This is a genomic window from Phytobacter sp. RSE-02 (assembly GCF_040578655.1).
Classification (GTDB): domain Bacteria; phylum Pseudomonadota; class Gammaproteobacteria; order Enterobacterales; family Enterobacteriaceae; genus Phytobacter; species Phytobacter diazotrophicus.
This window is the reverse complement of sequence record NZ_JBEULY010000002.1, coordinates 459121-482926: the sequence shown is the minus strand read 5'-3', so window position 1 is coordinate 482926 and position 23806 is coordinate 459121. Positions and strand designations below refer to the sequence as shown.

Below are 23806 nucleotides of genomic sequence, written 5' to 3'. Positions count from 1 at the left end.
TGAGATGACCCTGCGACTGTTAATCATTGGCAACGGCATGGCGGCCACCCGCCTTGTCGAAAAACTCAGCGAATCGGCTGCCGACCGCTATGCCATCACGATGATTGGCGACGAGCCGGGCCATGCCTATAACCGCATCCAGTTATCACCGGTGCTGGGTGCAGAGAAAGCGTTCAGCGACACCGTCCTGCATGACGCGCAGTGGTACAAAGCGCGCGGCATCAGGGTACTGACGGGGGAGACGGTCACCCAGGTTGATGTGTCGGCGCGTCGGGTCATTACCACCCAGCGCGAGTTGACCTGGGATGAACTGGTGTTTGCCACCGGATCGACGCCCTTTATCCCGCCCGTACCGGGCCACGACTTACCGCATGTCCATGGCTTTCGCCGTATCAGCGATGTGCAGGCCATTCTGGCAGGCAGTGGGTCGGTGGTTGTCCTCGGCGGTGGCGTACTGGGGGTTGAAGCGGCTGCGGCGCTGCGCCGTCACGGTGACAACGTCACGTTGGTAAACCGCGGCGAATGGCTTATGGAGCAGCAGCTTGACGCACAAGCCGGGGGGCTGCTGGCAGCGCATCTGCGTGAGCGCGGCATTGACTGCGAACTCTCTGCCAGCATCCGCTGTATTACACCCGATAGCGTCACGCTGACCAACGGCCGCGTTTTGTCGGCAGGCCGCGTGGTAATGACCACCGGCGTGCGCCCCGCGATATCCCTTGCCCAGGCCAGCGGTATTCCCTGTGCCCGTGGCATCGTGGTGGACGGACAGTTGCGCAGTGCGGTCGCCGGGGTGAGCGCCCTCGGTGAATGCTGTGAAATTGCCGGACAAACCTGGGGACTGCTGGCCCCTTGTTTGCAGCAGGCGGAGATTCTCGCTGCGCGTCTGCTCGGCACGCCTGAGGCAGACTTTCACTGGCAGGCGGGCGGGCTGCGACTGAAAGTGACCGACATCGACCTGTTCAGTGCCGGGGAGGTGCAGGCGCGTGATGGCGATGACATCTGGACCAGCTTCGATCCCCTTAGCGGCCATTACCGTCGCCTGCTGGTGCGGGAAAACAGACTGTGCGGCGTACTGCTGCTGGGCGATTGTGCCAGTGCGGCTGCACTCACAGAACGATTAAATACGCCGGAACCGCCGCAGGCGGGCTGGCTTTTTGACAGCTTTACAGCGCAGCCAGCGGCTGCCGGGATCCCAAAGATGACAAAACCTACTCTGGTTGTGGTTGGACACGGTATGGTCGGACACCATTTTTTAGAACAGTGCGTGAGCCGCAACCTGCATCAGGCCTATCACATCGTGGTATTCGGCGCGGAGCGTTATGCCGCCTACGATCGCGTGCATTTATCCGAGTACTTTGCCGGACGCAGCGCGCAGTCGCTCTCCATGGTTGAGGGGGATTTTTTCGACCAGTACGGCATTGAGCTGCGTCTCAACCAGACCATTACCGATATCGACCGCGCGTTACAGGTGGTGCGGGATGCCCGGGGGCATGAAACGCGCTGGGATAAACTGGTGCTGGCGACCGGTTCATACCCGTTTGTGCCGCCGGTTCCGGGGCATGATGCCCGTGGCTGTTTTGTCTATCGCACCCTGGATGACCTGGATGAGATTGCCGCGCGTGCGAAAAACGCCACGCGTGGCGTCGTGATTGGCGGCGGGCTGCTGGGGCTGGAAGCGGCGAATGCGTTAAAACAACTGGGGCTGGAAACCCACGTGGTGGAGTTCGCCCCGGCGCTGATGGCCGTTCAGTTGGATGAACAGGGCGGCGCTATGCTGCGCAAGAAAATCACCGCGCTCGGGGTGCAGGTTCATACCAGCAAGGCGACCCGGGAAATCGTGGCGAATGGCGACACGCTCACCCTCAACTTTGCCGATGGTGAGAGCCTGACGACCGACATGGTGGTGTTCTCCGCCGGCATTCGCCCACAGGATGCGCTTGCCCGCAGCGGGGCGTTGGACCTGGGGGAACGCGGCGGGATCACCATTAATGAACAGTGCCAGACCTCGGATGAAAACATCTTCGCCATCGGCGAATGTGCGGTGTGGGAGGGCAAAGTCTATGGTCTGGTGGCGCCGGGATATCAGATGGCGCGTGTCGTGGCGGCGCATCTCAGCGGCGAAGCGGCGGCGTTTACCGGTGCGGATATGAGCACAAAGCTGAAATTGCTTGGCGTTGATGTGGCGTCGTTCGGCGATGCCCACGGGCGCACACCCGGCTGCCTGAGTTATCAGTGGACCGACGGCCCGGCGCAAATCTATAAAAAAATCGTGGTCAGTGAAGACGGTAAACAACTGCTCGGCGGCGTACTGGTGGGGGAAGCCAGCGACTATGCGACGCTGCTACAAACCATGCTCAACGGGCTGGCGCTGCCAGCACAACCGGAAAGCCTGATCCTGCCTGCGCTTGCTGGCAGTGCGCCAAAAGCGCTCGGCGTGGCGGCCTTGCCGGACAGCGCGCAGATTTGCTCCTGTCATAACGTCAGCAAAGGCGATATTTGCCAGGCGGTCAGCGCGGGCGCCAGCGACATGGGCGCCATCAAAAGTTGTACCAAAGCGGCCACCGGTTGCGGCGGTTGCAGCGCGTTGGTCAAACAGGTCATGGAACACCAACTGGCGTCGCAGGGCGTGGAAGTGAGAAAAGACATCTGCGAACACTTCCCGTACTCGCGCCAGGAGATCCACCATCTGGTGCGCGTCAACCATATCCGTACTTTCGCACAGTTAATCAGCCGTTATGGTCACGGGCAGGGCTGCGAGGTGTGTAAGCCGCTGGTCGGGTCGATTCTGGCCTCCTGCTGGAATGAGTATCTGCTCAAACCGGCGCACCTGCCGCTGCAGGATACCAATGACCGTTATTTCGCCAACATCCAGAAAGACGGGACCTATTCCATTGTGCCGCGGATGCCCGCCGGAGAGGTCACGCCGGATGGCCTGATTGCTATCGGGCAGATCGCCAAACGCTACCAGCTTTATAGCAAAGTCACCGGCGGCCAGCGTATCGATCTCTTTGGCGCCCGTCTGGAGCAGCTTCCGGCCATCTGGCAGGAGCTGGTCGATGCAGGGTTTGAAACCGGGCACGCCTACGGCAAGTCATTGCGCACGGTGAAATCCTGCGTTGGTTCGACCTGGTGCCGCTATGGTGTGCAGGACTCCACCGGGTTGGCGGTCACCCTGGAGCATCGATACAAAGGGCTGCGTGCGCCGCATAAGATAAAAATGGCGGTGTCCGGCTGTACCCGCGAGTGTGCGGAAGCGCAGGGGAAAGATGTGGGGGTGATCGCCACGGAGAAAGGCTGGAATCTCTATGTGTGCGGTAACGGCGGCATGAAGCCACGTCATGCGGATCTGTTTGCCAGCGATTTGGATGAGGCCACGCTGATCCGCACCGTTGATCGTTTTCTGATGTTCTACATCCGCACGGCTGACCGCCTGCAACGCACCAGTACCTGGCTGGATAACCTGGAGGGCGGCATCGACTATTTGCGCGATGTGATCCTGAACGACAGTCTTGAGATTGCCACTGAGCTGGAAGAAGAGATGGCGCGGGTGGTGGACAGCTATCAGTGCGAGTGGCAGACCACGCTTAACGATCCTGACCGTCTGGCGCTGTTCCGCTCGTTTGTTAACAGCGACGTGCCGGACGAAACCGTTCACCGCGAGGTTGTCCGTGACCAGCCACAACTGGCGGCGGCACCGGAGCAGTCAGAAGGGCAACTGCCGTGGCGGCCATGGCAGGTTATCTGCGACATCGCCGCGATACCTGAACAGGCTGGGATTGGCGCACGGCTGGGTGAGCGGCAAATCGCGCTGTTCCGCTTTGGTGAAACCATCTATGCGCTCGATAACCACGAACCGGGCAGCCACGCCCAGGTGCTGTCGCGCGGGATCTTAGGCGACACGAACGGTGAACCGCTGGTGATTTCGCCGCTCTACAAGCAGCGTATTCGCCTGCGTGACGGCTGTTATGCGGAAAGCGGTGAACCGGCGGTCCGCGCCTGGCCGGTTAAAATTGAAGGTGGCAAAGTGTGGGTCGGCAACCAGGTCCTGTTGATGCGCGCGGAGGCATCATGAGTACCCGCACCACCTGCCCGTATTGCGGCGTGGGCTGCGGCGTAGTTGCGACCGTCACTGACGATGGGGTGAGCGTGGCGGGTGACCGCGCGCACCCGGCAAACGCCGGTCGGCTGTGCGTGAAAGGGGCGGCGCTGGGGGAAACCACCGGGTTAGCGGGGCGGCTTCTGGCTCCGCAGGTGGATGAGCAGACGGTAAGCTGGCAGGCGGCGCTGGATGCCGCCGGGGAACGCCTGAACGCCATCATCAGCGAATTTGGTCCGCAAGCGGTGGCGTTTTATGCCTCCGGGCAGTTGCTAACCGAAGATTACTATGCCGCCAACAAGCTGATGAAAGGCTTTATCGGCGCGGCAAATATCGACACCAATTCACGGTTGTGCATGTCATCTGCCGTCACGGGCTACAAGCGGGCCTTTGGTGCAGACGTTGTACCGTGCAGCTATGAAGACATCGAAAAGAGCGATCTGCTGGTGCTGGTGGGGTCGAATGCCGCCTGGACCCATCCGGTGCTCTACCAGCGCATTGTGCAGGCAAAGCATGATAACCCGGCGCTAAAAGTGGTGGTCATCGATCCGCGCGTCACCGCCACCTGTGACATTGCCGACCTCCATCTGCCGCTAGCGCCGGGGAGCGACGCCGGGCTGTTTGTCGGCCTGTTGAATATGATTGCGAAGGGAAATCAATCAATTGTCGATTTTGATGACAGCGAGGCCGCACTGGCTGCCGCGCGTGCGTGGACACCAGAGGTGGTCGCGTCATTCTGTAATTTGTCGCGTGACGTTGTCACAATGTTTTATGACTGGTTTATTACCGCGCCACGGGCAATGACGCTGTTCACTATGGGAATTAACCAGTCATCGAGCGGCAGCGATAAGTGTAATGCCATCATGAATGTGCATCTGGCCAGCGGCAAATTTGCCCGTCCGGGATGCGGCCCGTTTTCGCTGACCGGACAACCGAATGCCATGGGCGGGCGCGAAGTGGGCGGTCTGGCGACACAACTGGCGGCACACATGAATTTTGAAGCGGCAGACCTTGCCCGGCTGGCACGTTTCTGGGTGACGGAGCGGCTGGCGCAAACGCCGGGACTGATGGCAGTGGATCTGTTTGAGGCCATCGGGCGTGGCGAGGTGAAAGCGGTGTGGATAATGGGCACCAATCCGGCGGTTTCGCTGCCGGACAGCCATGCGGTGTGCCGCGCACTGGCGGCCTGTCCACTGGTGATTGTCTCTGAGGTGGTGGCGCAGACCGACACCAGCCGCTACGCACATATCCGTTTCCCGGCGCTGGCCTGGGGGGAGAAAAATGGCACAGTGACCAATTCCGAGCGACGCATCTCACGCCAGCGGCCCTTTTTACCTCCGCCGGGCGAGGCAAAAGCTGACTGGTGGATAATCTCACAGGTCGCGCAGCGCCTCGGCTTTGGCTCCGCGTTTGCCTGGCAGCATCCTCATGAGGTGTTTTCTGAACATGCGGCGCTCTCCGGCTTCGAAAACAACGGTACGCGGGCGTTTGATATCAGTGAACTGGCCGGGTTAACGCGCGAACAGTGGGACAGACTGGAACCCTACCAGTGGAGCGTGACCCCGAAGGCATTACAACGCGGCTGGCGGCCTTCCGGGCGTTTACGCACCGTACCTGTATCGCCCGCACGCGCAGTGGCGCAACCGACGGCGCGCTATCCACTTTTACTTAACACCGGGCGGATCCGCGATCAGTGGCATACGATGACCCGCACTGGCACCGTTGCGCGGTTGATGCAGCACATTGCCGAACCCGTGGTGGATATTTCCCCGGCGGATGCTGCCCGTTTTGCACTCAGTGAGGGAGACCTCGCACATATAAGCTCTCCCCGCGGCGTTATGGTGGCACGAGCGCGTATTCAGCATGGCCAGCGGGAAGGTGAACTGTTTACGCCGATGCACTGGAACCACGCCTTTGCGCGTCAGGGGAAGGTTAACTCACTGGTGGCCCCGGTGTGCGACCCGCATTCCGGGCAGCCGGAGAGCAAACAAACGGCGGTGCGCATCGCCGCCTGGCAGCCAGACTGGCAGGGCGAATTCTATGCGCGTGAAATGCCGCCGCTCCCCGCCGATCTCTACTGGGTACGCAAAGCGGCGGATAGCGTTTTGCATTTCACCCTGGCGGGCAATGGCGATGCGTCGCCATGGCTGACGGCATGGTGTCAGACGCAAGGTTGGCAGATGCAGACTCTTCGTGCCGGTACGGTGAGAAATATACTGGCCTGGCATCACGGGCAATTGATGCTGGGGTGGTGGAGTGATACGCGGCTTCCGGTTATTGCACATGATGTCATTGTGCAGGCATTTATCAGCGCGCCAGCAACGGCGCAGGCGCGGCATAGCCTGTTAGCCGGGCAGTCACCGTCCTGCTTACCCGTGCCGGGGCGCACGGTCTGTAGCTGTTACAGCGTGGGGGAAAACGCGATTCGCGCCGCGATTGCCACAGGATGCGACAGCACAGCAGCGCTGGGGAATGTCCTGCGCTGCGGCACAAACTGTGGCTCCTGTCTGCCGGAATTAAAAGCGCTACTGTCCGAAGCGGCCAATTAAACCTGCCGCGCCCAGGGTGTGGCCCTTGAGTTTGGCAAACAGCTCGTCCCGGGTTAATCCTTTGGGGAGGTCCGGTGGGAGGCTGGTGGCAATCAGGGTAAAGGTGTAGTGGTGTGCGCCGCTACCCGGTGGAGGGCAAGGACCATACCACTGCACGGTGCCGGGGGTATTTTTACCGCCGGTATAGCCTTTGCCGTCACGCAGATCATTTTCGGCAAAACCGGTGCCGGAAGGGGGAATGTTGTAGGCCACCAGATGCGTAACGCCAAGGCCCATCGCCCCTTCCGGGTCATGCACGACCAGGGCGAAGCTTTGCGTTTTTGCCGGCGGATTGTTCCACACCAGCGCCGGGGAAATATTCTCTCCCGTGCAGTTAGGATTGCTGGCGGCGTTGCCCGCAAATCTTTTCTCCATCAGCGCGTTATCGCCAAAAGCAGGGGATTGCAGTTGGAAAATGTCGGTGGCGCTGGCCGACACGGCATACAACAAAATGGAACTGCACATGGCCCATCGTAGTGTCTGAGTCATTCGCTTTTTCTCAGTTATCAGCATTCAGTTAACTGTAGTCTGGCGAAACGGGAAGGATTAAGGATTTTCCTGAAATTTGCGCAAAAGCTGAAATTGTCGGGCAAAGCCGCTAACCTGAACGACTGGCGATCATTTCCAGCCCGGAGCGACCCCCTACAAACGTGATGCACTGGTTTTCCTCTTCCCCAATACTGCTTTTATTCTTGCCGCTGGCGGGAAGCGCGGTCAGTGGCGTACAGACCACCCCGCAGTCCTGGTATGTTCAGCAAGCTCAACATCCGTTTGATAATGATGGTGATTCTCTGCCCGATCTCGGTATGACGCCCGACAAAGGCAGCAGTGAAAAACATCTGGCCGAAATGGCGAAAGCCTTTGGCGAAGCCAGCATGACAGACAACGGGCTGGATGCCGGGGCACAGGCGCGCCAGTTCGCCTTTGGTCAGTTGCGCGATGTGGTGAGCGATGAGGTAAACCAGCAGGTAGAGTCATGGCTGTCGCCCTGGGGCAAAGCGACCGTCGATGTCAAAGTTGATGATAAGGGGGGCTTTAACGGCAGCCACGGCGACTGGTTTGTACCTTTGCAGGATACGTCCCGCTATCTCAGTTGGAGCCAGCTTGGTCTGACCCAACAGGATGAGGGGCTGGTTGGTAACGTGGGTATTGGGCAGCGTTGGGTTTCCGGTGACTGGCTGCTGGGGTATAACACCTTCTACGACAACCTGCTCGATGAAAACCTGGCCCGTACCGGGCTGGGGGCTGAGGTGTGGGGACAGTCGCTGCGTTTTTCCGCCAATTACTATCAACCGCTCACCGACTGGACGTATCGTTCGGCAACGCTCCAGCAACGTATGGCGCGCGGCTATGACATTACCGCTCAGGCGCGTTTACCCTTCTGGCAGCAACTCGATACCAGCGTCAGTCTGGAACAATACTTTGGGGAGAGCGTGGATTTATTCGACTCCGGGACGGGGTATCGTAATCCGCTGGCGGTAAAAGTGGGGCTGGATTACACCCCCGTACCGCTGGTAACGCTCTCGGCGCACCATAAACAGGGAGAGAACGGCGAAAGTCAGAACGATTTAGGCCTGAAATTGAATTATCGGTTTGGTGTTCCTCTCTGGAAGCAGCTTTCCGCCAGCCAACTGGGAGAGGAGGCCTCTTTGCGCGGCAGCCGTTACGATAATCCGGTGCGTGATACGGTGCCGGTATACGAATATCGCCAGCGCAAGACACTCTCAGTATTTCTCGCCACACCGCCCTGGGATTTACAGCCTGGCGAAACGGTGGCACTGAAACTGGATATCCGCAGCACGCACGGGATACGCGAGTTACGCTGGCAGGGAGATACTCAACAGCTTAGCCTGACGCCGCCTGCTCATCCCAGCAGTACGGAAGGCTGGTCGATCATTATGCCGAAGTGGGATAACAGTGAAGGGGCGACCAACGAGTGGCATCTGTCGGTGATTGCCGAAGATGAAAAGGGTCAGCGCGTCTCATCCAATGAGATTGTGCTGACGCTGACGCCACCGCTGGTGGACACCTCCGGCGCGACGCCGCGCTGGGATCTGACGGCGCCTGACAATTAGAAAATGCGTTCCTGATGAACCCAGACCGCTGCTTCCACGCGGGATTTCAGGCGCATTTTTTTCAGCATATGTTTTACGTGCACTTTCACCGTACTCTCGGTGATGTCCAGACGACGGGCAATCATCTTATTCGGCAGACCCTGCGCGATAAGCTTAAGAATGTCGCGTTCGCGCGGCGTTAACTGACTGATATCGCGATCCGAGGTTGCACGGTTGGCGCGCAGGCTGGCAGCCAGCACGGGGGTTAGCGCATCGCTCAGGACCATCTCACCTGCTGCGGCCTGCTGGAGGGCTTTGAGTAAATCTTCTGGCTCCATATCTTTAAGCAGATAGCCATCGGCGCCGCGTTTAAGGGCAGTGACAACATCCTCTTCGTGATTCGATACGCTAAAGACCACCACGCGACCCGACAACGTTTTCTCACGCAGTTTGTCCAGCGTTTCAAGGCCGTTCATCCCCGGCATATTCAGATCTAACAGAATCAGGTCCGGGTCCAGATCCTCTGCCAGTTCGATGCCTTGTTCGCCATTACTGGCCTCGCCGACGACGGTGATTTCAGGCGACATGCTGATAAGTTGCTTGACGCCGGTACGCAACATCGGGTGATCATCGATGAGCAAAATGGTAGCCGGTTCCTGGTTAGTCATAGTTATCTCCTTGCACAGATGAGAGAAGATTTTCGGGAATAAACGTCACGGTCACATCGGTACCGCCGGACTCACGCCGTCGAACCTGGCAATCGCCACGTAAACTTTGCGCACGGTCGCGCATGATAATCAAGCCATAATGGTTTGTTCGCGCTGCGTTTTCCGGCACGCCACAGCCGTTGTCGCGAACTTGCAATATTACCCGTTTTTCCTGCTGGACGACCGAGACGATGACCTCAGTCGCGCCGGAATGTTTCAGCGAATTGCTCAAGGCTTCGCGGGCAATCTGCAATAAATGGATTGCCTGATGTGAGGGCACGAGACGCGCGGGGAGCTGGTAATCCAGCCTGACCTGAAAACTGAAGCGCGCGCTGTATTCCTGACAACTGGACTCCAGGGCCGGGCGCAGTCCAGGCTCTGTTAATTGTAAGCGGAATGTCGTTAACAGCTCACGCAACTGCGCCCATGAGGTATTGAGTTCGTTTCGTATTTGCCCCAGCAACTGCTGGCTACTTTCGGGCAGGTCGCCGCCCTGCATCTGCAAACAACTAACCTGCATCTTCATACAGGAGAGAGACTGGGCGATGGAGTCATGCAGTTCCCGGGCGATGGTGGCACGCTCTTCCATTACCATCATCTGCTGCAGATGTTCCTGATGACGGTCCAGCGCCAGCGTCGCGGTTAACTGCTCGACAAGCGTATCCACCAGTTGTTGTTGATCGTGGCTAAGATGCCTGCCGTGGGGGAGCTGGGCGAGCAGCAAACCATATTGCGTATGGTTGTCCGCCAGGCGCCATTTCAGAGTGGAACTGCCACCAGCGGGAGCAGGTAGAATGCCGCGCGGACATAAATGGCACCCCCGATCATCACAGGTAATATCCGAATGGCAGGTGAATTCCTGGTGGTTTTTCTCATCTTCCATATCGTAAACGCGCAGCTCAATATCATGCAGCAGCGTCAGGTTTTGCAGCCCGTGAAGCACCGGTGACAAACGTTCGCACAATGGAATACGCGAATGCAGACGATGATTGGCCTGCCACAGGAAAGAGAGAATCTGGTTTTTTTGTTCAAGTCCGGCGGTTTTTTCCTGAACGCGCTGTTCAAGGACGGCGTAACTTTCCGCCAGCTCTTCCGACATATTATTCAGTGCGGTACCGAGGGTCGCCATCTCATTGCGTCCGCTGATTTGTGCCCGCCGGGTAAAGTTACGCTGGCTGACCGCCTGGGCCATTTTCAGTAACTGTTCCCACGGCTGGAGCAGGCGGGCGCGAAGCCAGACAACGGTAAAGAGCAGCAGTAAGCCCAGTAAGATGGCCATTACCCGATGCAGGATCACAACGCGCGCCATGCGCTGTTCGGTGCTGTGATCGAAGGCGGTAACCAGCGTGTCGATTCGATTAACGTAGGTGGTTATTTTATCGGTGACAGCCTGAGGCTCCTGGGCCTGCTTAAGGGCTGGCGCGACCTCGTTGCGCCAAAAATGTTGCAGCGCCTCTAACTGCTCTTGCTGCCCGTCACGTTCGGCGACATCGGCCAGTTCAGAACTGAACGCCGTTTGCTCCATCTCTTTGAGTAATACGTCGTCTGCCGGGCGCAGCGGCACGCTTGCCAGCAGACGATAACTTTGCATACGCAGCGAGCCCGCTTTGTTGATGGCGTGGGCACTGCCCTGAACGCCAAGCACCAGCCAGCCGGAAACCGCCATGCCCGCCACACCGATAACCGTCGACAGCAGCATGGTCAGCGCGACCTGGTTAACCAGGGAGAGCGGTGTAAAGAGGCGTTTAAGCATAGAGGGCAACGCTCCGGCGCACGGAAATAAAGAGTGGTCGATATTGTCCGCCATACCCTGAGGTATACCCATACCTACAAAGAAGTACTCCTTTATCGTTGCCGGTATCCATAAAAGGAGTGGGTCTTTTTCATCAGGCGACAGGGTTGTGAAAAACCACACTTTTTTAAGAAAAACGATCTACTCACTAATGAGCATGGCGATTTTTTGCTCGTTGTTACGCACACTTTTCCTTTGATTTATATCAACTTACCTTGCGCTGTAAAAACTAATGTGGCCTCGTCAAATCAATAACCAGAGGTGTCTATGAGTCACTCTTCTACCCCCCAAAGGGCGTCAGGCCGAGTTATTAGCGACTGGCGTCCGGACGATCCGCTTTTCTGGCAACGACAGGGACACGGCATCGCCAGTCGTAACCTGTGGATTTCGGTTCCGTGTCTGTTGCTGGCGTTCTGTGTGTGGATGTTGTTTAGCGCTGTTGCCGTAAACCTGAATAAAGTTGGCTTTCAATTTTCGACTGATCAACTCTTTATGCTGACGGCTTTACCGTCCGTGTCGGGCGCACTGCTGCGCGTACCGTACTCTTTTATGGTCCCGGTATTCGGTGGCCGCCGCTGGACCGCGTTCAGTACCGGCATTCTGATCATTCCTTGCGTCTGGCTGGGCCTGGCGGTTGAAGATACCTCCACCCCATTTAGCACGTTCATCATCATTGCGCTGTTGTGTGGTTTTGCCGGAGCGAACTTTGCCTCCAGCATGGCAAACATCAGCTTTTTCTTTCCAAAAGAGAAGCAGGGGAGCGCGCTGGGGATTAACGGCGGTTTCGGTAACCTGGGTGTGAGCGTGATGCAGCTTCTGGCACCGCTGGCTATTTCGTTTTCGATGTTTGCTGTGTTTGGCGCAACGGGTGTGGCACAGCCTGACGGCAGTATGATCTTCCTGGCGAATGCCGCATGGGTATGGGTGCCGTTGCTGGCCGTCTTTACCCTCGCCGCCTGGTTTGGCATGAACGAACTGACCGCCTCGAAAGCATCACTGAAAGCACAGTTGCCGGTGTTGAAGCGTAAGCATATGTGGATCATGAGCTTTCTCTATCTGGCCACCTTTGGTTCGTTTATCGGCTTCTCTGCCGGTTTCGCCATGCTGTCGAAGACCCAGTTTCCGGACGTGGTCATCATGCATTACGCCTTTTTTGGTCCACTCATCGGCGCGCTCGCCCGTTCTGCAGGTGGGGCGCTGTCGGACCGGCTGGGGGGGACGCGTGTGACGCTCGTGAACTTCATCCTGATGGCTATTTTTAGTGCCTTACTGTTCCTGACGCTGCCAACCAATGGCGTGGGTGGGAATTTTACCGCCTTCTTTGGCGTCTTCCTGATGCTGTTCCTGACGGCCGGACTGGGCAGTGGTTCTACCTTCCAGATGATTTCAGTCAATTTCCGCAAGATGACGCTGGAACGGGTGAAAAACGCCGGCGGCAGTGAAGCCACGGCACTGCGCGAGGCGGCAACCGAAACCGCTGCTGCACTGGGCTTTATTTCAGCTATTGGGGCGATTGGCGGCTTCTTTATCCCGAAAGCCTTCGGCACTTCGCTGGCACTCACCGGCTCCCCGGCGGGCGCAATGAAAGTGTTCCTGGTGTTTTATATCGCCTGTGTAGTGATCACCTGGGCTATCTACGGACGGAATTCTAATAAAAAGTAAGTAAATGTTGATTATCCTTGCGCGGGCCTGGCTCGCGCTTTTTTTTGTTCTTACTTAGTTACAACATACTTTAAAAGAGAGTTACCCACGACAGCGAAAAACCCTCGTCTTCAGAGGGCTATACCCCTTAATACCTGCTTAGCGCATTTTTTCTCGCTTGCTGTCATTTTGGTTATTTATTTTCTTTATATATCAATAAATTAAATTTAAAACCATTCTACCCTTTTGGAGGTAGACAGTGATTTTCCTGCCTTTATGAAGCCCTTACAGCTTGATCGCCATCAATTCTTCTCGCCTTTCAGAGCGTTACTTTCGCCGCAAATGCTGTAACCCCTAATTTGTGCAATGTCGATTTATCAGAGAGCCGTCAGGCTCCATACAGGAGAAACCCGATGAGTAAATTCCTGGACCGATTTCGCTACTTCAAGCAGAAGGGCGAAACGTTTGCCGATGGGCACGGCCAGCTTCTCGAAACAAACCGGGACTGGGAGGATGGATACCGCCAACGCTGGCAGCACGATAAAGTCGTGCGTTCTACTCACGGTGTAAACTGCACCGGGTCTTGCAGCTGGAAGATTTACGTCAAAAACGGTCTCGTTACCTGGGAAACCCAGCAGACCGACTACCCACGTACCCGCCCTGATATGCCAAACCATGAGCCACGCGGCTGCCCGCGCGGCGCCAGCTACTCCTGGTATCTTTACAGTGCGAACCGCCTGAAATACCCGCTGATGCGCAAACGCCTGATGAAAATGTGGCGTGAAGCGAAAGTGGCACACCCTGATCCGGTGAACGCCTGGGCCTCGATCATTGAAGATGCTGATAAAGCGAAAAGCTTTAAACAGGCACGCGGACGCGGTGGCTTTGTTCGCTCCTCCTGGCAGGAAGTGAATGAGCTGATTGCGGCTTCTAACGTCTATACCGTGAAAACTTACGGTCCTGACCGCGTGGCAGGCTTTTCGCCGATCCCGGCGATGTCGATGGTCTCCTATGCTTCCGGCGCACGCTACTTGTCGCTGTTAGGCGGTACCTGCCTGAGCTTCTACGACTGGTATTGTGACCTGCCGCCAGCCTCGCCGCAGACCTGGGGTGAGCAGACCGACGTTCCGGAGTCCGCCGACTGGTATAACTCCAGTTATATCATTGCCTGGGGTTCCAACGTACCGCAGACCCGTACCCCGGATGCCCACTTCTTTACCGAGGTCCGCTACAAAGGCACCAAGACCGTTGCCATAACCCCGGATTATGCCGAAATCGCCAAGCTGTGCGACCTGTGGCTGGCACCGAAGCAGGGCACCGATGCGGCAATGGCACTGGCAATGGGCCACGTCATGTTGCGTGAATTCCACCTCGATAACCCGAGCCAGTACTTTACCGATTATGTGCGTCGCTATACCGACATGCCGATGCTGGTGATGCTGGAACCGCGTGAAGGATACTACGCCGCGGGTCGTATGCTGCGCGCATCGGATCTTGTGGATGCGCTGGGCCAGGAGAATAACCCGCAGTGGAAAACCGTTGCGCTCGCTGATAACGGCGAAATGGTGGCACCGAATGGTTCCATCGGTTTCCGCTGGGGTGAGAAGGGCAAATGGAACCTTGAACAGCGTGATGGCACGACCGGCGTTGAGACGGAGCTGCAACTGAGTCTGTTGGGGCGTCAGGATGAGATCGCGTACGTTGGCTTCCCGTACTTTGGCGGCGACAGCACCGCGCACTTTAGTAAGGTTGAACTGGAAAACGTTCTGCTGCATAAACTGCCGGTTAAACGCCTGCAACTGGCCGATGGCAGCAGCGTGCTGGTGACCACCGTTTACGACCTGACCCTGGCGAATTATGGCCTGGAGCGCGGTCTTAATGATGAAAACTGCGCCACAAGCTACGACGATATCAAAGCCTATACGCCGGCCTGGGCTGAAAAAATCACCGGTGTTACCCGCGCCAATATTATCCGCACCGCCCGTGAATTTGCGGATAACGCCAACAAAACGCATGGCCGCTCGATGATCATCATCGGGGCCGGGATGAACCACTGGTATCACCTCGATATGAACTACCGTGGGATCATTAACATGCTGATCTTCTGCGGCTGTATTGGTCAAAGCGGCGGCGGCTGGGCACACTATGTAGGCCAGGAAAAATTGCGCCCGCAAACGGGCTGGCAACCGCTGGCGTTTGCCCTGGACTGGAACCGTCCGGCGCGCCATATGAACAGCACCTCCTACTTCTATAACCACTCCAGCCAGTGGCGCTACGAAACCGTCACCGCGCAGGAGTTCTTGTCGCCGCTGGCGGATAAATCACGCTACACCGGCAGCCTTATCGATTTCAACGTTCGCGCCGAGCGTATGGGATGGTTGCCATCGGCACCGCAACTGGGCACCAACCCGCTGCGTATTGCCGAAGCGGCGAAAAAAGCAGGTATGTCAGCGGTGGAGTACACCGTGAAATCTCTGAAAGAGGGCGCCATGCATTTTGCGGCGGAGCAGCCAGAAAACGGCAAAAACCACCCGCGTAATCTCTTTATCTGGCGTTCAAATCTGCTGGGCTCCTCCGGTAAAGGTCACGAGTACATGCTCAAGTACCTTCTGGGTACGGAAAACGGTATTCAGGGCAAAGATCTCGGCAAGCAGGGCGGCGTGAAGCCGGAAGAGGTGGAGTGGAAAGATAACGGGCTCGACGGCAAGCTGGATCTGGTGGTGACGCTGGACTTCCGTCTGTCGAGCACCTGCCTGTACTCCGACATCGTACTACCGACGGCAACCTGGTATGAGAAAGACGATATGAATACGTCGGATATGCATCCGTTTATTCATCCGCTATCTGCTGCCGTTGATCCGGCCTGGGAGTCAAAAAGCGACTGGGAGATTTATAAAGCGATCGCCAAAAAATTCTCCGAAGTCTGCGTGGGACACCTTGGTAAAGAGACCGATCTGGTGACCCTGCCGATTCAGCATGACTCTGCCGCTGAACTGGCTCAGCCGCTGGATGTGAAAGACTGGAAAAAAGGCGAATGCGACCTGATTCCAGGTAAAACCGCACCGCATCTCATTGTGGTTGAGCGTGATTATCCGGCGACTTACGAACGCTTTACCTCCATCGGCCCGTTGATGGAGAAAATCGGTAATGGCGGTAAAGGCATTGCCTGGAACACTCAGAGCGAAATGGACCTGCTGCGTAAGCTCAATTACACCAAAGCGGACGGCCCGGCGAAAGGCCAGCCGATGCTTAACACAGCAATTGATGCCGCAGAGATGATCCTGACGCTGGCACCGGAAACCAACGGCCACGTGGCGGTCAAAGCCTGGGCGGCGCTCAGCGAATTTACCGGTCGTGACCACACGCATCTGGCAACCAACAAAGAAGAGGAAAAAATCCGCTTCCGCGATATCCAGGCGCAGCCGCGCAAAATTATCTCCAGCCCGACCTGGTCCGGCCTTGAAGATGAGCATGTCTCTTATAACGCAGGCTATACCAACGTTCATGAGCTCATTCCATGGCGTACTCTCTCCGGTCGTCAGCAGTTGTATCAGGACCATCAGTGGATGCGTGACTTCGGTGAAAGCCTGCTGGTCTATCGTCCGCCCATCGACACCCGTTCAGTGAAAGAGGTGATGGGCGAGAAGTCCAACGGTAACCCGGAAAAAGCGCTCAACTTTCTGACGCCGCACCAGAAATGGGGGATTCACTCCACCTACAGCGACAACCTGTTGATGCTGACGTTAGGCCGCGGTGGTCCGATTGTCTGGATGAGTGAGACGGATGCCAAAGAGTTGGGTATCGAAGATAACGACTGGATTGAAGTCTTTAACAGCAACGGTGCCCTGACTGCGCGTGCGGTGGTCAGCCAGCGCGTGCCAGCCGGGATGACCATGATGTACCACGCCCAGGAACGTATCGTGAATATTCCGGGGTCCGAAATCACCGGTCAGCGCGGGGGTATCCATAACTCGGTAACCCGAATTACGCCAAAACCGACCCATATGATCGGCGGCTATGCCCAACTGGCCTATGGCTTTAACTACTACGGAACGGTTGGCTCCAACCGCGATGAGTTTGTGGTGGTACGTAAGATGAAGAACATTAACTGGCTGGATGGCGAAGGCAATGACCAGGTACAGGAGAGCGTAAAATGAAAATTCGTTCACAAGTTGGCATGGTGCTGAACCTCGACAAGTGCATCGGCTGTCATACCTGTTCCGTCACCTGTAAAAACGTCTGGACCAGCCGTGAAGGGATGGAGTACGCGTGGTTTAACAACGTGGAAAGTAAGCCCGGCGTCGGTTTCCCTAATAACTGGGAAGACCAGGAAAAATGGAAGGGCGGCTGGATCCGTAAAGTGAATGGCAAATTGCAGCCGCGGATGGGTAACCGTCCGATGCTGCTGGGAAAAATCTTCGCCAACCCGCATCTGCCGGGCATCGACGATTACTACGAGCCGTTTGATTATGACTACCAGACGCTGCATACCGCGCCGGCTGACAGCAAACACCAGCCAATCGCCCGTCCGCGCTCGCTGATCACCGGCCAGCGGATGGATAAAATCACCCGTGGGCCAAACTGGGAAGATGACCTGGGCGGCGAGTTTGAGAAGCTGTCGAAAGACAAAAACTTCGAGAACATGCAGAAGGCGATGTACGGTCAGTTTGAAAACACCTTCATGATGTATTTGCCGCGCCTGTGCGAACACTGTCTTAACCCGGCCTGTGTGGCGACCTGCCCGAGCGGCGCGATCTACAAACGTGAAGAAGACGGCATTGTGCTGATTGATCAGGATAAATGCCGCGGCTGGCGTATGTGCATCACTGGTTGCCCGTATAAGAAAATCTACTTCAACTGGAAGAGCGGTAAATCCGAGAAGTGCATCTTCTGTTACCCGCGTATTGAAGCCGGTCAGCCAACGGTCTGTTCCGAAACCTGCGTGGGCCGTATCCGCTACCTCGGCGTGCTGCTGTATGACGCGGATGCCATCGAAACGGCGGCAAGCACTGAGAACGAGAAAGATCTCTATCAGCGCCAACTGGATGTGTTCCTTGACCCGAACGACCCGAAGGTTATCGAGCAGGCAATTAAAGACGGCATTCCGCTGAGTGTGATCGACGCGGCTCAACAGTCGCCGGTTTACAAAATGGCGATGGACTGGAAGCTGGCGCTGCCGCTGCACCCGGAATATCGCACGTTGCCAATGGTCTGGTACGTGCCGCCTTTGTCACCGATTCAGTCTGCGGCGGATGCAGGTGATCTGAGCAGCAACGGTATTCTGCCGGATGTGGACAGTTTGCGCATCCCGGTACAGTACCTGGCAAACCTGCTGACCGCAGGGGATACCGGGCCGGTACTGCTGGCGCTGAAACGCATGCTGGCAATGCGTCACTACAAACGTGCGGAAACCGTGGACGGCAAAATCGATACCCGTGCGCTGGAAGAAGTGGGTCTGACCGAAGCACAGGCGCAGGAGATGTACCGTTACCTGGCCATCGCCAATTACGAAGATCGTTTTGTGGTCCCGAGCAGCCATCGTGAGCTGGCGCGCGAAGCGTTTCCTGAGAAGAGCGGTTGTGGCTTTACCTTTGGTGATGGCTGCCACGGTTCGGACAGTAAATTCAACCTGTTCAACAGCCGTCGCATTGATGCCATTGATGTTTCAGTGAAAACGGAGCCGCATCCATGATTGAGCTGGTCGTTATTTCCCGTCTGCTGGAATACCCGGATGCTGCTCTGTGGCAGCATCAGCAGGAGTTGATCGAGGCGCTGCAATCGTCAACGCACTTCACGGCGTCTCAGTCACAAGGTGTTATCGATTTTTTGCAGCAGTTGACCTCGCAGGATCTGCTGGATGCCCAGGCAAACTACAGCGAGCTGTTTGATCGGGGGCGCGCCACCTCATTGCTCCTGTTCGAGCATGTTCACGGCGAGTCCCGCGACCGTGGACAGGCGATGGTCGATCTGCTGGCGCAATACGCCCGGCAAGGTCTGGAACTGGACAGCCGCGAGCTGCCGGACCACCTGCCGCTCTATCTGGAGTATCTGGCGCAACTGCCGCCGGCGGAAGCGTTGGGCGGATTGCAGGACATTGCGCCGATCCTGGCGCTGCTGAGCGCTCGTCTGCAACAGCGCGACAGTCATTACGCGATGCTGTTTACGCCGCTGATCGAACTGGCGAATACCGCTATCGATCAACAAAAAGTGGCTGAAAAAATCGCGGATGAAGCGCGTGATGATACCCCGCAGGCGCTGGATGCCGTCTGGGAAGAAGAGCAGGTGAAATTCTTCGCCGAACAGGGGTGTGGCGAATCTGACATTACTGCGCATCAACGTCGCTTCGCTGGCGCTGTCGCACCGCAGTACCTGAATATCACAACCGGAGGACAGCAATAATGCACTTCCTGAATATGTTCTTCTTTGATATGTACCCGTACATTGCCGGGACAGTGTTTCTGGTGGGGAGCTGGCTGCGTTATGACTACGGCCAGTACAGTTGGCGTGCCGGTTCCAGCCAGATGCTGGACCGCAAAGGAATGGTGATTTGGTCAAACTTGTTCCATCTGGGGATCCTTGGCATCTTCGCCGGGCACTTCCTGGGGATGCTGACACCGCACTGGATGTACGAATCCTTCCTGCCCATCGAAGTGAAACAAAAAATGGCGATGATTGGCGGTGGGGCCAGCGGTGTGATGTGCCTGGTGGGCGGTATCATGCTGCTGAAACGCCGACTGTTCAATCCGCGGATTCGCGCAACATCCTCGGCGGCCGATATTCTGATCATGACATTGCTGATGGTGCAGTGTGCGTTGGGGCTGTTAACGATTCCTTTCTCCGCACAGCATATGGATGGCAGCGAAATGATGAAGCTGGTGGGCTGGGCGCAGGCCGTGGTGACGTTCCACGGCGGGGCTTCCGCGCATCTTGACGGGGTGGCGTTTATCTATCGTATGCATCTGGTACTGGGGATGACGCTGTTTGTGCTGTTCCCGTTCTCGCGGCTGGTGCATATCTGGAGCGCGCCCGTTGAATATCTGACGCGCAAATATCAGATTGTCCGCGCACGCCGCTAACTGGACCGTGTTTTGATTCCAACCCCGCACTCGCGGGGTTTTTTTTCACCCCAACCCAGGTTGTTACCTGCGGCGGCAAACAGGATCAATACGCCGCCCATCAGTTGTGTGGCGTTGAGCGTATGACCAAAGACCAGTTTATCGACCACAATCGCAATCACGGGATAAATAAAGGAGAGCGAGCCTGTGATGGGGGTAGGCAGCTTCTGAATCGCGCTGTAGAGCAACTGGTACATCACGCCGGTGTGTACGATCCCAAGAGTAAGTATGATAAGCCACGGATAGTCGGCGGAAAATACCGGCCTGCCGGTCAGTGGCAACAGGAGAACGACACCGGTTAACACCTGAATAAAGGCAATATGCTGCGGTGCTATCCCGGTGAGTTTGCGGGTGATGATTGCGGTCAGCGCATAAAAAAAAGCGGCGCTCAGGGCCAGCACAATGCCAGAAAACCACTGTGTGGAGTGGCCGGACGTCAGCTCGCCGGAGAGCAGAATCACCACCCCTGTGAAGGCGAGAAAAAGCCATCCCCATTTGACCAGGCTGACTCGCTCACCCAGCGCCATCCCCATTAAGACCAGCATGAACGGCTGCGTATTGTAGACCACTGTCGACAGGCCAATCGAGATACGGCTATAGGCGGCGAACAGCAATAGCCAGTTGACGACCAGGGCGATACCGCCCGCAATGGCTAATGCCAGCGTGACTTTAGTCAGCGGACTAAAGGGCTGCTTACTGGCGCGGATAAAGATAAACAGTGTGAGTGCGCCGATCAGGCATCGCCAGAAAACCACTTCCGTGACCGGTAATCCCGACAGCAAAACGAATGCGCCAATAGAACCGGAAATCAACATCGCCAGGCTCATCTGCCAGACGCCTTTTTGCCTGTTATTCATAAATCACCTCCTGAATGATGGCCTTTATTGTCGAAAATGCCAGGTTACTTTTACAGAGATGATGTAAGGTGAAATTTGCGTATGACATATATTAATTAGGTAAAAACAATGGAAAACCTTATCGATGAGATCGACCGGCAAATTCTGGCGTGTCTGGTGGAAGATGCGCGGATGTCGCTAAAAGTATTAAGTGGCCGCGTCGGGCTGTCGTCACCCAGCACGGCAGAAAGGCTCAAACGCCTGGAAGAAAAGGGGGTGATTGAGGGGTACGCGGCGCGGGTGAATCTGGCGGCGTTAGGGTATACCTTGCAGGCGCTGGTTCGTGTTCGGCCATTGCCGGGGTTATTACAGAAGGTGGATAAGTACATTCAGGCGATGCCCGAATGTATCGAGAGCGATAAGGTCACCGGGGAGGATTGTTTTGTTATCCGGCTGGTGGTGCGTTCCATCGAACAACTGGATACATTGCTGGATGGTTTAGCGGAATACGCACAGTGCAACACCTCGATTGTGAAAAGCTCGCCGGTCAAACGTCGGTTGCCGCCCGTGTAATGATTTTGAAGCCTCGATGCGTTGCGTTTATTCGACGTACGGGCGGGTAGCCCTGATAAGCGCAGCGCATCAGAGAAATGTTGCTTCTCATCCTTCCCGGCATGGGGAGGATATGTGGCATTAAGGATGTGATTTGACGGTGTGCTACATAAAGTGATGGTGGTGGGGGAAGGATTACTCGTCGCGCTGCTCCTCGCCCTTCGGGTCGTTGCCTGCGGCAACGCTTTCTCGCTGCGCTCGAATCGAACCTTAGTCGAAGCTTCTCATCCTTCCCTGCATGAGGAGGATATGTGGCATTAAGGATGTGATTTGACGGTGTGCTACATAAAGTGATGGTGGTGAGGGAAGGATTCGAACCTTCGAAGTCGATGACGGCAGATTTACAGTCTGCTCCCTTTGACCGCTCGGGAACCCCACCAGGGGTAATTCATATTGTCTGGAACTGCTTTGAAGATGGTGGTGGGGGAAGGATTATTCGTCGCTTCGCTCCTCACCCTTCGGGCCGTTGCCTTCGGCAACGTTGTCTCGCTTTCGCTCGACTCGAACCTTAATCGAAGGTTCTCACCCTTCCCGATAAGTGCAAACATCTGCATAGCTTGTCGGTTTTACTACATCGCTGTAGTGAAAAATGGTGGTGGGGGAAGGATTATTCGTCGCTTCGCTCCTCACCCTTCGGGCCGTCGCCTGCGGCAACGTTGTCTCGCTTCGCTCGACTCGAACCTTAATCGAAGGTTCTCACCCTTCCCGATAAGTGCAAACTTCGCGAACTCTCATCGGTATTACCACATTGCAGTGGTCAATAATGGTGGTGGGGGAAGGATTCGAACCTTCGAAGTCGATGACGGCAGATTTACAGTCTGCTCCCTTTGGCCGCTCGGGAACCCCACCACGGGGTAATGCTTATACTAGCCTGCCTCCGTTTCAGGAAGCGGGGCGCATCATACCAAATGACGCGCCGCTGTAAAGCTTTCCTTCAACGAAACTGAACCGTTTGCGTACTTTTCATCCGTAACGGATTAAAGCTAATCAATTCATTCCGTTAGCGATTAAAGAATAATCGTTCTGTTACCGTAAACGAAGACACGTTGCGCCAGCACCTGATACAGCGCACGGCTCAGGACATTCTTTTCAACATCGCGGCCCGCACGCATCATATCTTCGGCAGTGTAAGTGTGATCGACGTGAATGACGTCCTGCATAATGATTGGACCTTCGTCCAGATTATCGTTTACGTAGTGTGCCGTCGCGCCGATGATTTTTACCCCGCGCTCATAAGCCTGGTGGTAAGGACGCGCGCCGATAAATGCCGGCAGGAACGAATGGTGAATATTGATAATTTTATTCGGAAAACGGGAGACAAAGCCCGGTGTCAGTACACGCATGTACTTCGCTAACACCACATAATCCGGTTGATGTGCTTCAATGGCTTGCGCCATCCGCTCATCGTGCTCTTCGCGGGTTAACCCTTCATGGCTGACCAGTTCAAACGGAATATCAAAGCGCTCAACCAGCGAACGCAGCGTTTCATGGTTGCCGATGACCGCTGCAATATCAATATCCAGCCCGCCGTAGTTGGCTTTCATTAATAAGTCGCCAAGACAATGTGCTTCTTTGGTCACCAGAATAACCACGCGACGCTGTCCCGCGGGGTTCAGTTCGCGGACAGAACCTTCCGGTAGCGCGCTGTCCAGGTCGGCCAGCAGGGTAGAGTCGTTAAAAATACCTTCCAGCTCGGTACGCATGAAAAAGCGACCGGTGCGGTGGTCAACAAACTCATTGTTTTGCACGATATTGAGTTCGTGTTTGTAACAAATGTTAGTAATCCGCGCGATGAGACCTTTTTGGTCAGGGCAAATGGTGCGTAATACTTTACGTTGTAATGAATGCATTGCCGGGTAAATCCTGTTGATGGTGTTTGCTATGAGTTATCGCTGGGCGTATTGCCCGCAGCACTTTTTGAATTTCTTACCGGACCCGCATGGACACGGATCGTTACGGCCAAATTGCGGTCGTGTGCCGTCAATATAATACCACCGGCCGTTCTCCTTTAAGAATCTGGAACGTTCAATAATTGCTCCCGCTTTGCCATCCTCATTGAAACGGGCAATAAAACTGACGTAACCTTCTGTGTCGTTTTTCCCGCTGGCATGTTCGAACACCGTCAAACCCAGCCACTGGGTACGGTTGAAACCGGCTTCAATGTCCGGACGAAACGTGGCGGCATGGCAAGTCGGGTGCCAGGTGCTAACTAAATAGTCGACATCTTTCATCACAAATGCGCTATAGCGGGAGCGCATAAGATGTGATGGATCTGGCGCAACCTGTGAGCCAGACAGATAAGGCTGGCAACATAGGCTATACTCGACTGCGCTACCGCAGGGGCAGAGTTGAGACAAAATCGGCT

Annotated in this window: 15 protein-coding genes, 2 tRNA genes and 3 other RNA genes; 9 read left to right on the top strand and 11 right to left on the bottom strand. The window is 56.2% G+C overall.

Features of this window, described 5'->3' with window-relative positions:
* Positions 1-4: 4 nt before the first annotated feature.
* Both nirB and ABU190_RS05880 read left to right on the top strand, forming a co-directional pair.
* Positions 5-4072 carry a nitrite reductase large subunit NirB gene (nirB, locus tag ABU190_RS05885; protein ID WP_354690687.1) on the top strand — a complete coding sequence of 1356 codons (4068 nt, stop codon included), beginning with the start codon at positions 5-7 and terminating at the stop codon, positions 4070-4072.
* Positions 4066-6645, top strand: a complete 2580-nt coding sequence (locus ABU190_RS05880) for a nitrate reductase (RefSeq protein ID WP_354690810.1) — start codon at positions 4066-4068, stop codon at positions 6643-6645. Before nirB ends, ABU190_RS05880 begins: the two co-directional genes overlap by 7 nt.
* Here ABU190_RS05880 and ABU190_RS05875 read toward each other — a convergent pair.
* Positions 6622-7173 carry a YbhB/YbcL family Raf kinase inhibitor-like protein gene (locus ABU190_RS05875; RefSeq protein WP_354690686.1) on the bottom strand — a complete coding sequence of 184 codons (552 nt, stop codon included), beginning with the start codon at positions 7171-7173 and terminating at the stop codon, positions 6622-6624. The two genes, ABU190_RS05880 and ABU190_RS05875, sit on opposite strands and share 24 nt — an antisense overlap.
* A 164-nt stretch (positions 7174-7337) precedes the next feature.
* Between ABU190_RS05875 and ABU190_RS05870 the strand changes: the two genes are divergently transcribed.
* Positions 7338-8759, top strand: coding sequence for a YchO/YchP family invasin (locus ABU190_RS05870; RefSeq protein ID WP_354690685.1), 1422 nt, complete (start codon positions 7338-7340; stop codon positions 8757-8759).
* Here ABU190_RS05870 and narL read toward each other — a convergent pair.
* Positions 8756-9406, bottom strand: a complete 651-nt coding sequence (gene narL / locus ABU190_RS05865) for a two-component system response regulator NarL (RefSeq protein WP_039079179.1) — start codon at positions 9404-9406, stop codon at positions 8756-8758. The genes ABU190_RS05870 and narL overlap by 4 nt on opposite strands.
* Positions 9399-11198 (bottom strand): nitrate/nitrite two-component system sensor histidine kinase NarX, encoded by a 1800-nt coding sequence (gene narX / locus ABU190_RS05860; RefSeq protein ID WP_354690684.1) that lies wholly within the window; start codon positions 11196-11198, stop codon positions 9399-9401. Before narX ends, narL begins: the two co-directional genes overlap by 8 nt.
* A 306-nt stretch (positions 11199-11504) precedes the next feature.
* On the opposite strand from narX, the gene ABU190_RS05855 reads away from it, so the two are divergent.
* From ABU190_RS05855 to narI, 5 genes are all read left to right on the top strand, one after another.
* A complete protein-coding gene (locus tag ABU190_RS05855) occupies positions 11505-12899 on the top strand; it encodes a NarK family nitrate/nitrite MFS transporter (protein ID WP_354690683.1) in 1395 nt (464 codons plus the stop codon).
* A 392-nt stretch (positions 12900-13291) separates the two neighbouring features.
* Positions 13292-17035, top strand: coding sequence for a nitrate reductase subunit alpha (locus tag ABU190_RS05850; RefSeq protein WP_354690682.1), 3744 nt, complete (start codon positions 13292-13294; stop codon positions 17033-17035).
* Complete coding sequence (gene narH, locus ABU190_RS05845) at positions 17032-18570, top strand: nitrate reductase subunit beta (protein ID WP_354690681.1); 1539 nt, start codon at positions 17032-17034, stop codon at positions 18568-18570. Before ABU190_RS05850 ends, narH begins: the two co-directional genes overlap by 4 nt.
* Positions 18567-19277 (top strand): nitrate reductase molybdenum cofactor assembly chaperone, encoded by a 711-nt coding sequence (gene narJ, locus ABU190_RS05840; protein WP_039079175.1) that lies wholly within the window; start codon positions 18567-18569, stop codon positions 19275-19277. The genes narH and narJ overlap by 4 nt, the downstream gene beginning before the upstream one ends.
* Positions 19277-19954 carry a respiratory nitrate reductase subunit gamma gene (gene narI / locus ABU190_RS05835; protein ID WP_354690680.1) on the top strand — a complete coding sequence of 226 codons (678 nt, stop codon included), beginning with the start codon at positions 19277-19279 and terminating at the stop codon, positions 19952-19954. The genes narJ and narI overlap by 1 nt, the downstream gene beginning before the upstream one ends.
* On the opposite strand, the gene ABU190_RS05830 is transcribed toward narI, so the two are convergent.
* Positions 19951-20850 carry a DMT family transporter gene (locus ABU190_RS05830; RefSeq protein ID WP_354690679.1) on the bottom strand — a complete coding sequence of 300 codons (900 nt, stop codon included), beginning with the start codon at positions 20848-20850 and terminating at the stop codon, positions 19951-19953. The two genes, narI and ABU190_RS05830, sit on opposite strands and share 4 nt — an antisense overlap.
* A gap of 108 nt (positions 20851-20958) precedes the next feature.
* Here ABU190_RS05830 and ABU190_RS05825 point away from each other — a divergent pair, with 108 nt between their 5' ends.
* On the top strand, positions 20959-21402 hold the full coding sequence (locus tag ABU190_RS05825) for an Lrp/AsnC family transcriptional regulator (protein ID WP_071194069.1): 444 nt from the start codon (positions 20959-20961) through the stop codon (positions 21400-21402).
* A 157-nt stretch (positions 21403-21559) separates the two neighbouring features.
* Here ABU190_RS05825 and ABU190_RS05820 read toward each other — a convergent pair.
* The 7 genes from ABU190_RS05820 to ABU190_RS05790 form a co-directional block, all read right to left on the bottom strand.
* Positions 21560-21690, bottom strand: a non-coding RNA gene (locus tag ABU190_RS05820) — RtT sRNA.
* Between the two features lie 45 nt (positions 21691-21735).
* Positions 21736-21820: transfer RNA gene (locus ABU190_RS05815), tRNA-Tyr, on the bottom strand.
* 36 nt (positions 21821-21856) lie between these two features.
* Positions 21857-21988, bottom strand: a non-coding RNA gene (locus ABU190_RS05810) — RtT sRNA.
* Positions 21989-22031: 43 nt separating this feature from the next.
* Positions 22032-22162: non-coding RNA, RtT sRNA (locus tag ABU190_RS05805), on the bottom strand.
* 43 nt (positions 22163-22205) lie between these two features.
* Positions 22206-22290, bottom strand: a tRNA-Tyr gene (locus ABU190_RS05800).
* Between the two features lie 158 nt (positions 22291-22448).
* Entirely contained in the window at positions 22449-23291 is an 843-nt protein-coding gene (purU, locus tag ABU190_RS05795) for a formyltetrahydrofolate deformylase (protein ID WP_039079171.1), read from the bottom strand.
* A gap of 36 nt (positions 23292-23327) precedes the next feature.
* Positions 23328-23798, bottom strand: a complete 471-nt coding sequence (locus tag ABU190_RS05790) for a YchJ family protein (protein ID WP_354690678.1) — start codon at positions 23796-23798, stop codon at positions 23328-23330.
* Between the last annotated feature and the right edge of the window lie 8 nt (positions 23799-23806).

What these genes read in the sequence shown, in the direction of transcription:
- ABU190_RS05850 (WP_354690682.1), top strand. Translation starts at nt 13,292, where the DNA reads ATGAGTAAATTCCTGGACCGATTTCGCTACTTCAAGCAGAAGGGCGAA.
- ABU190_RS05875 (WP_354690686.1), bottom strand. Translation starts at nt 7,173, where the DNA reads ATGACTCAGACACTACGATGGGCCATGTGCAGTTCCATTTTGTTGTAT.
- narL (WP_039079179.1), bottom strand. Translation starts at nt 9,406, where the DNA reads ATGACTAACCAGGAACCGGCTACCATTTTGCTCATCGATGATCACCCG.
- narJ (WP_039079175.1), top strand. Translation starts at nt 18,567, where the DNA reads ATGATTGAGCTGGTCGTTATTTCCCGTCTGCTGGAATACCCGGATGCT.
- nirB (WP_354690687.1), top strand. Translation starts at nt 5, where the DNA reads ATGACCCTGCGACTGTTAATCATTGGCAACGGCATGGCGGCCACCCGC.
- ABU190_RS05830 (WP_354690679.1), bottom strand. Translation starts at nt 20,850, where the DNA reads ATGAATAACAGGCAAAAAGGCGTCTGGCAGATGAGCCTGGCGATGTTG.
- narH (WP_354690681.1), top strand. Translation starts at nt 17,032, where the DNA reads ATGAAAATTCGTTCACAAGTTGGCATGGTGCTGAACCTCGACAAGTGC.
- ABU190_RS05870 (WP_354690685.1), top strand. Translation starts at nt 7,338, where the DNA reads ATGCACTGGTTTTCCTCTTCCCCAATACTGCTTTTATTCTTGCCGCTG.
- ABU190_RS05855 (WP_354690683.1), top strand. Translation starts at nt 11,505, where the DNA reads ATGAGTCACTCTTCTACCCCCCAAAGGGCGTCAGGCCGAGTTATTAGC.
- narX (WP_354690684.1), bottom strand. Translation starts at nt 11,198, where the DNA reads ATGCTTAAACGCCTCTTTACACCGCTCTCCCTGGTTAACCAGGTCGCG.
- narI (WP_354690680.1), top strand. Translation starts at nt 19,277, where the DNA reads ATGCACTTCCTGAATATGTTCTTCTTTGATATGTACCCGTACATTGCC.
- ABU190_RS05825 (WP_071194069.1), top strand. Translation starts at nt 20,959, where the DNA reads ATGGAAAACCTTATCGATGAGATCGACCGGCAAATTCTGGCGTGTCTG.
- purU (WP_039079171.1), bottom strand. Translation starts at nt 23,291, where the DNA reads ATGCATTCATTACAACGTAAAGTATTACGCACCATTTGCCCTGACCAA.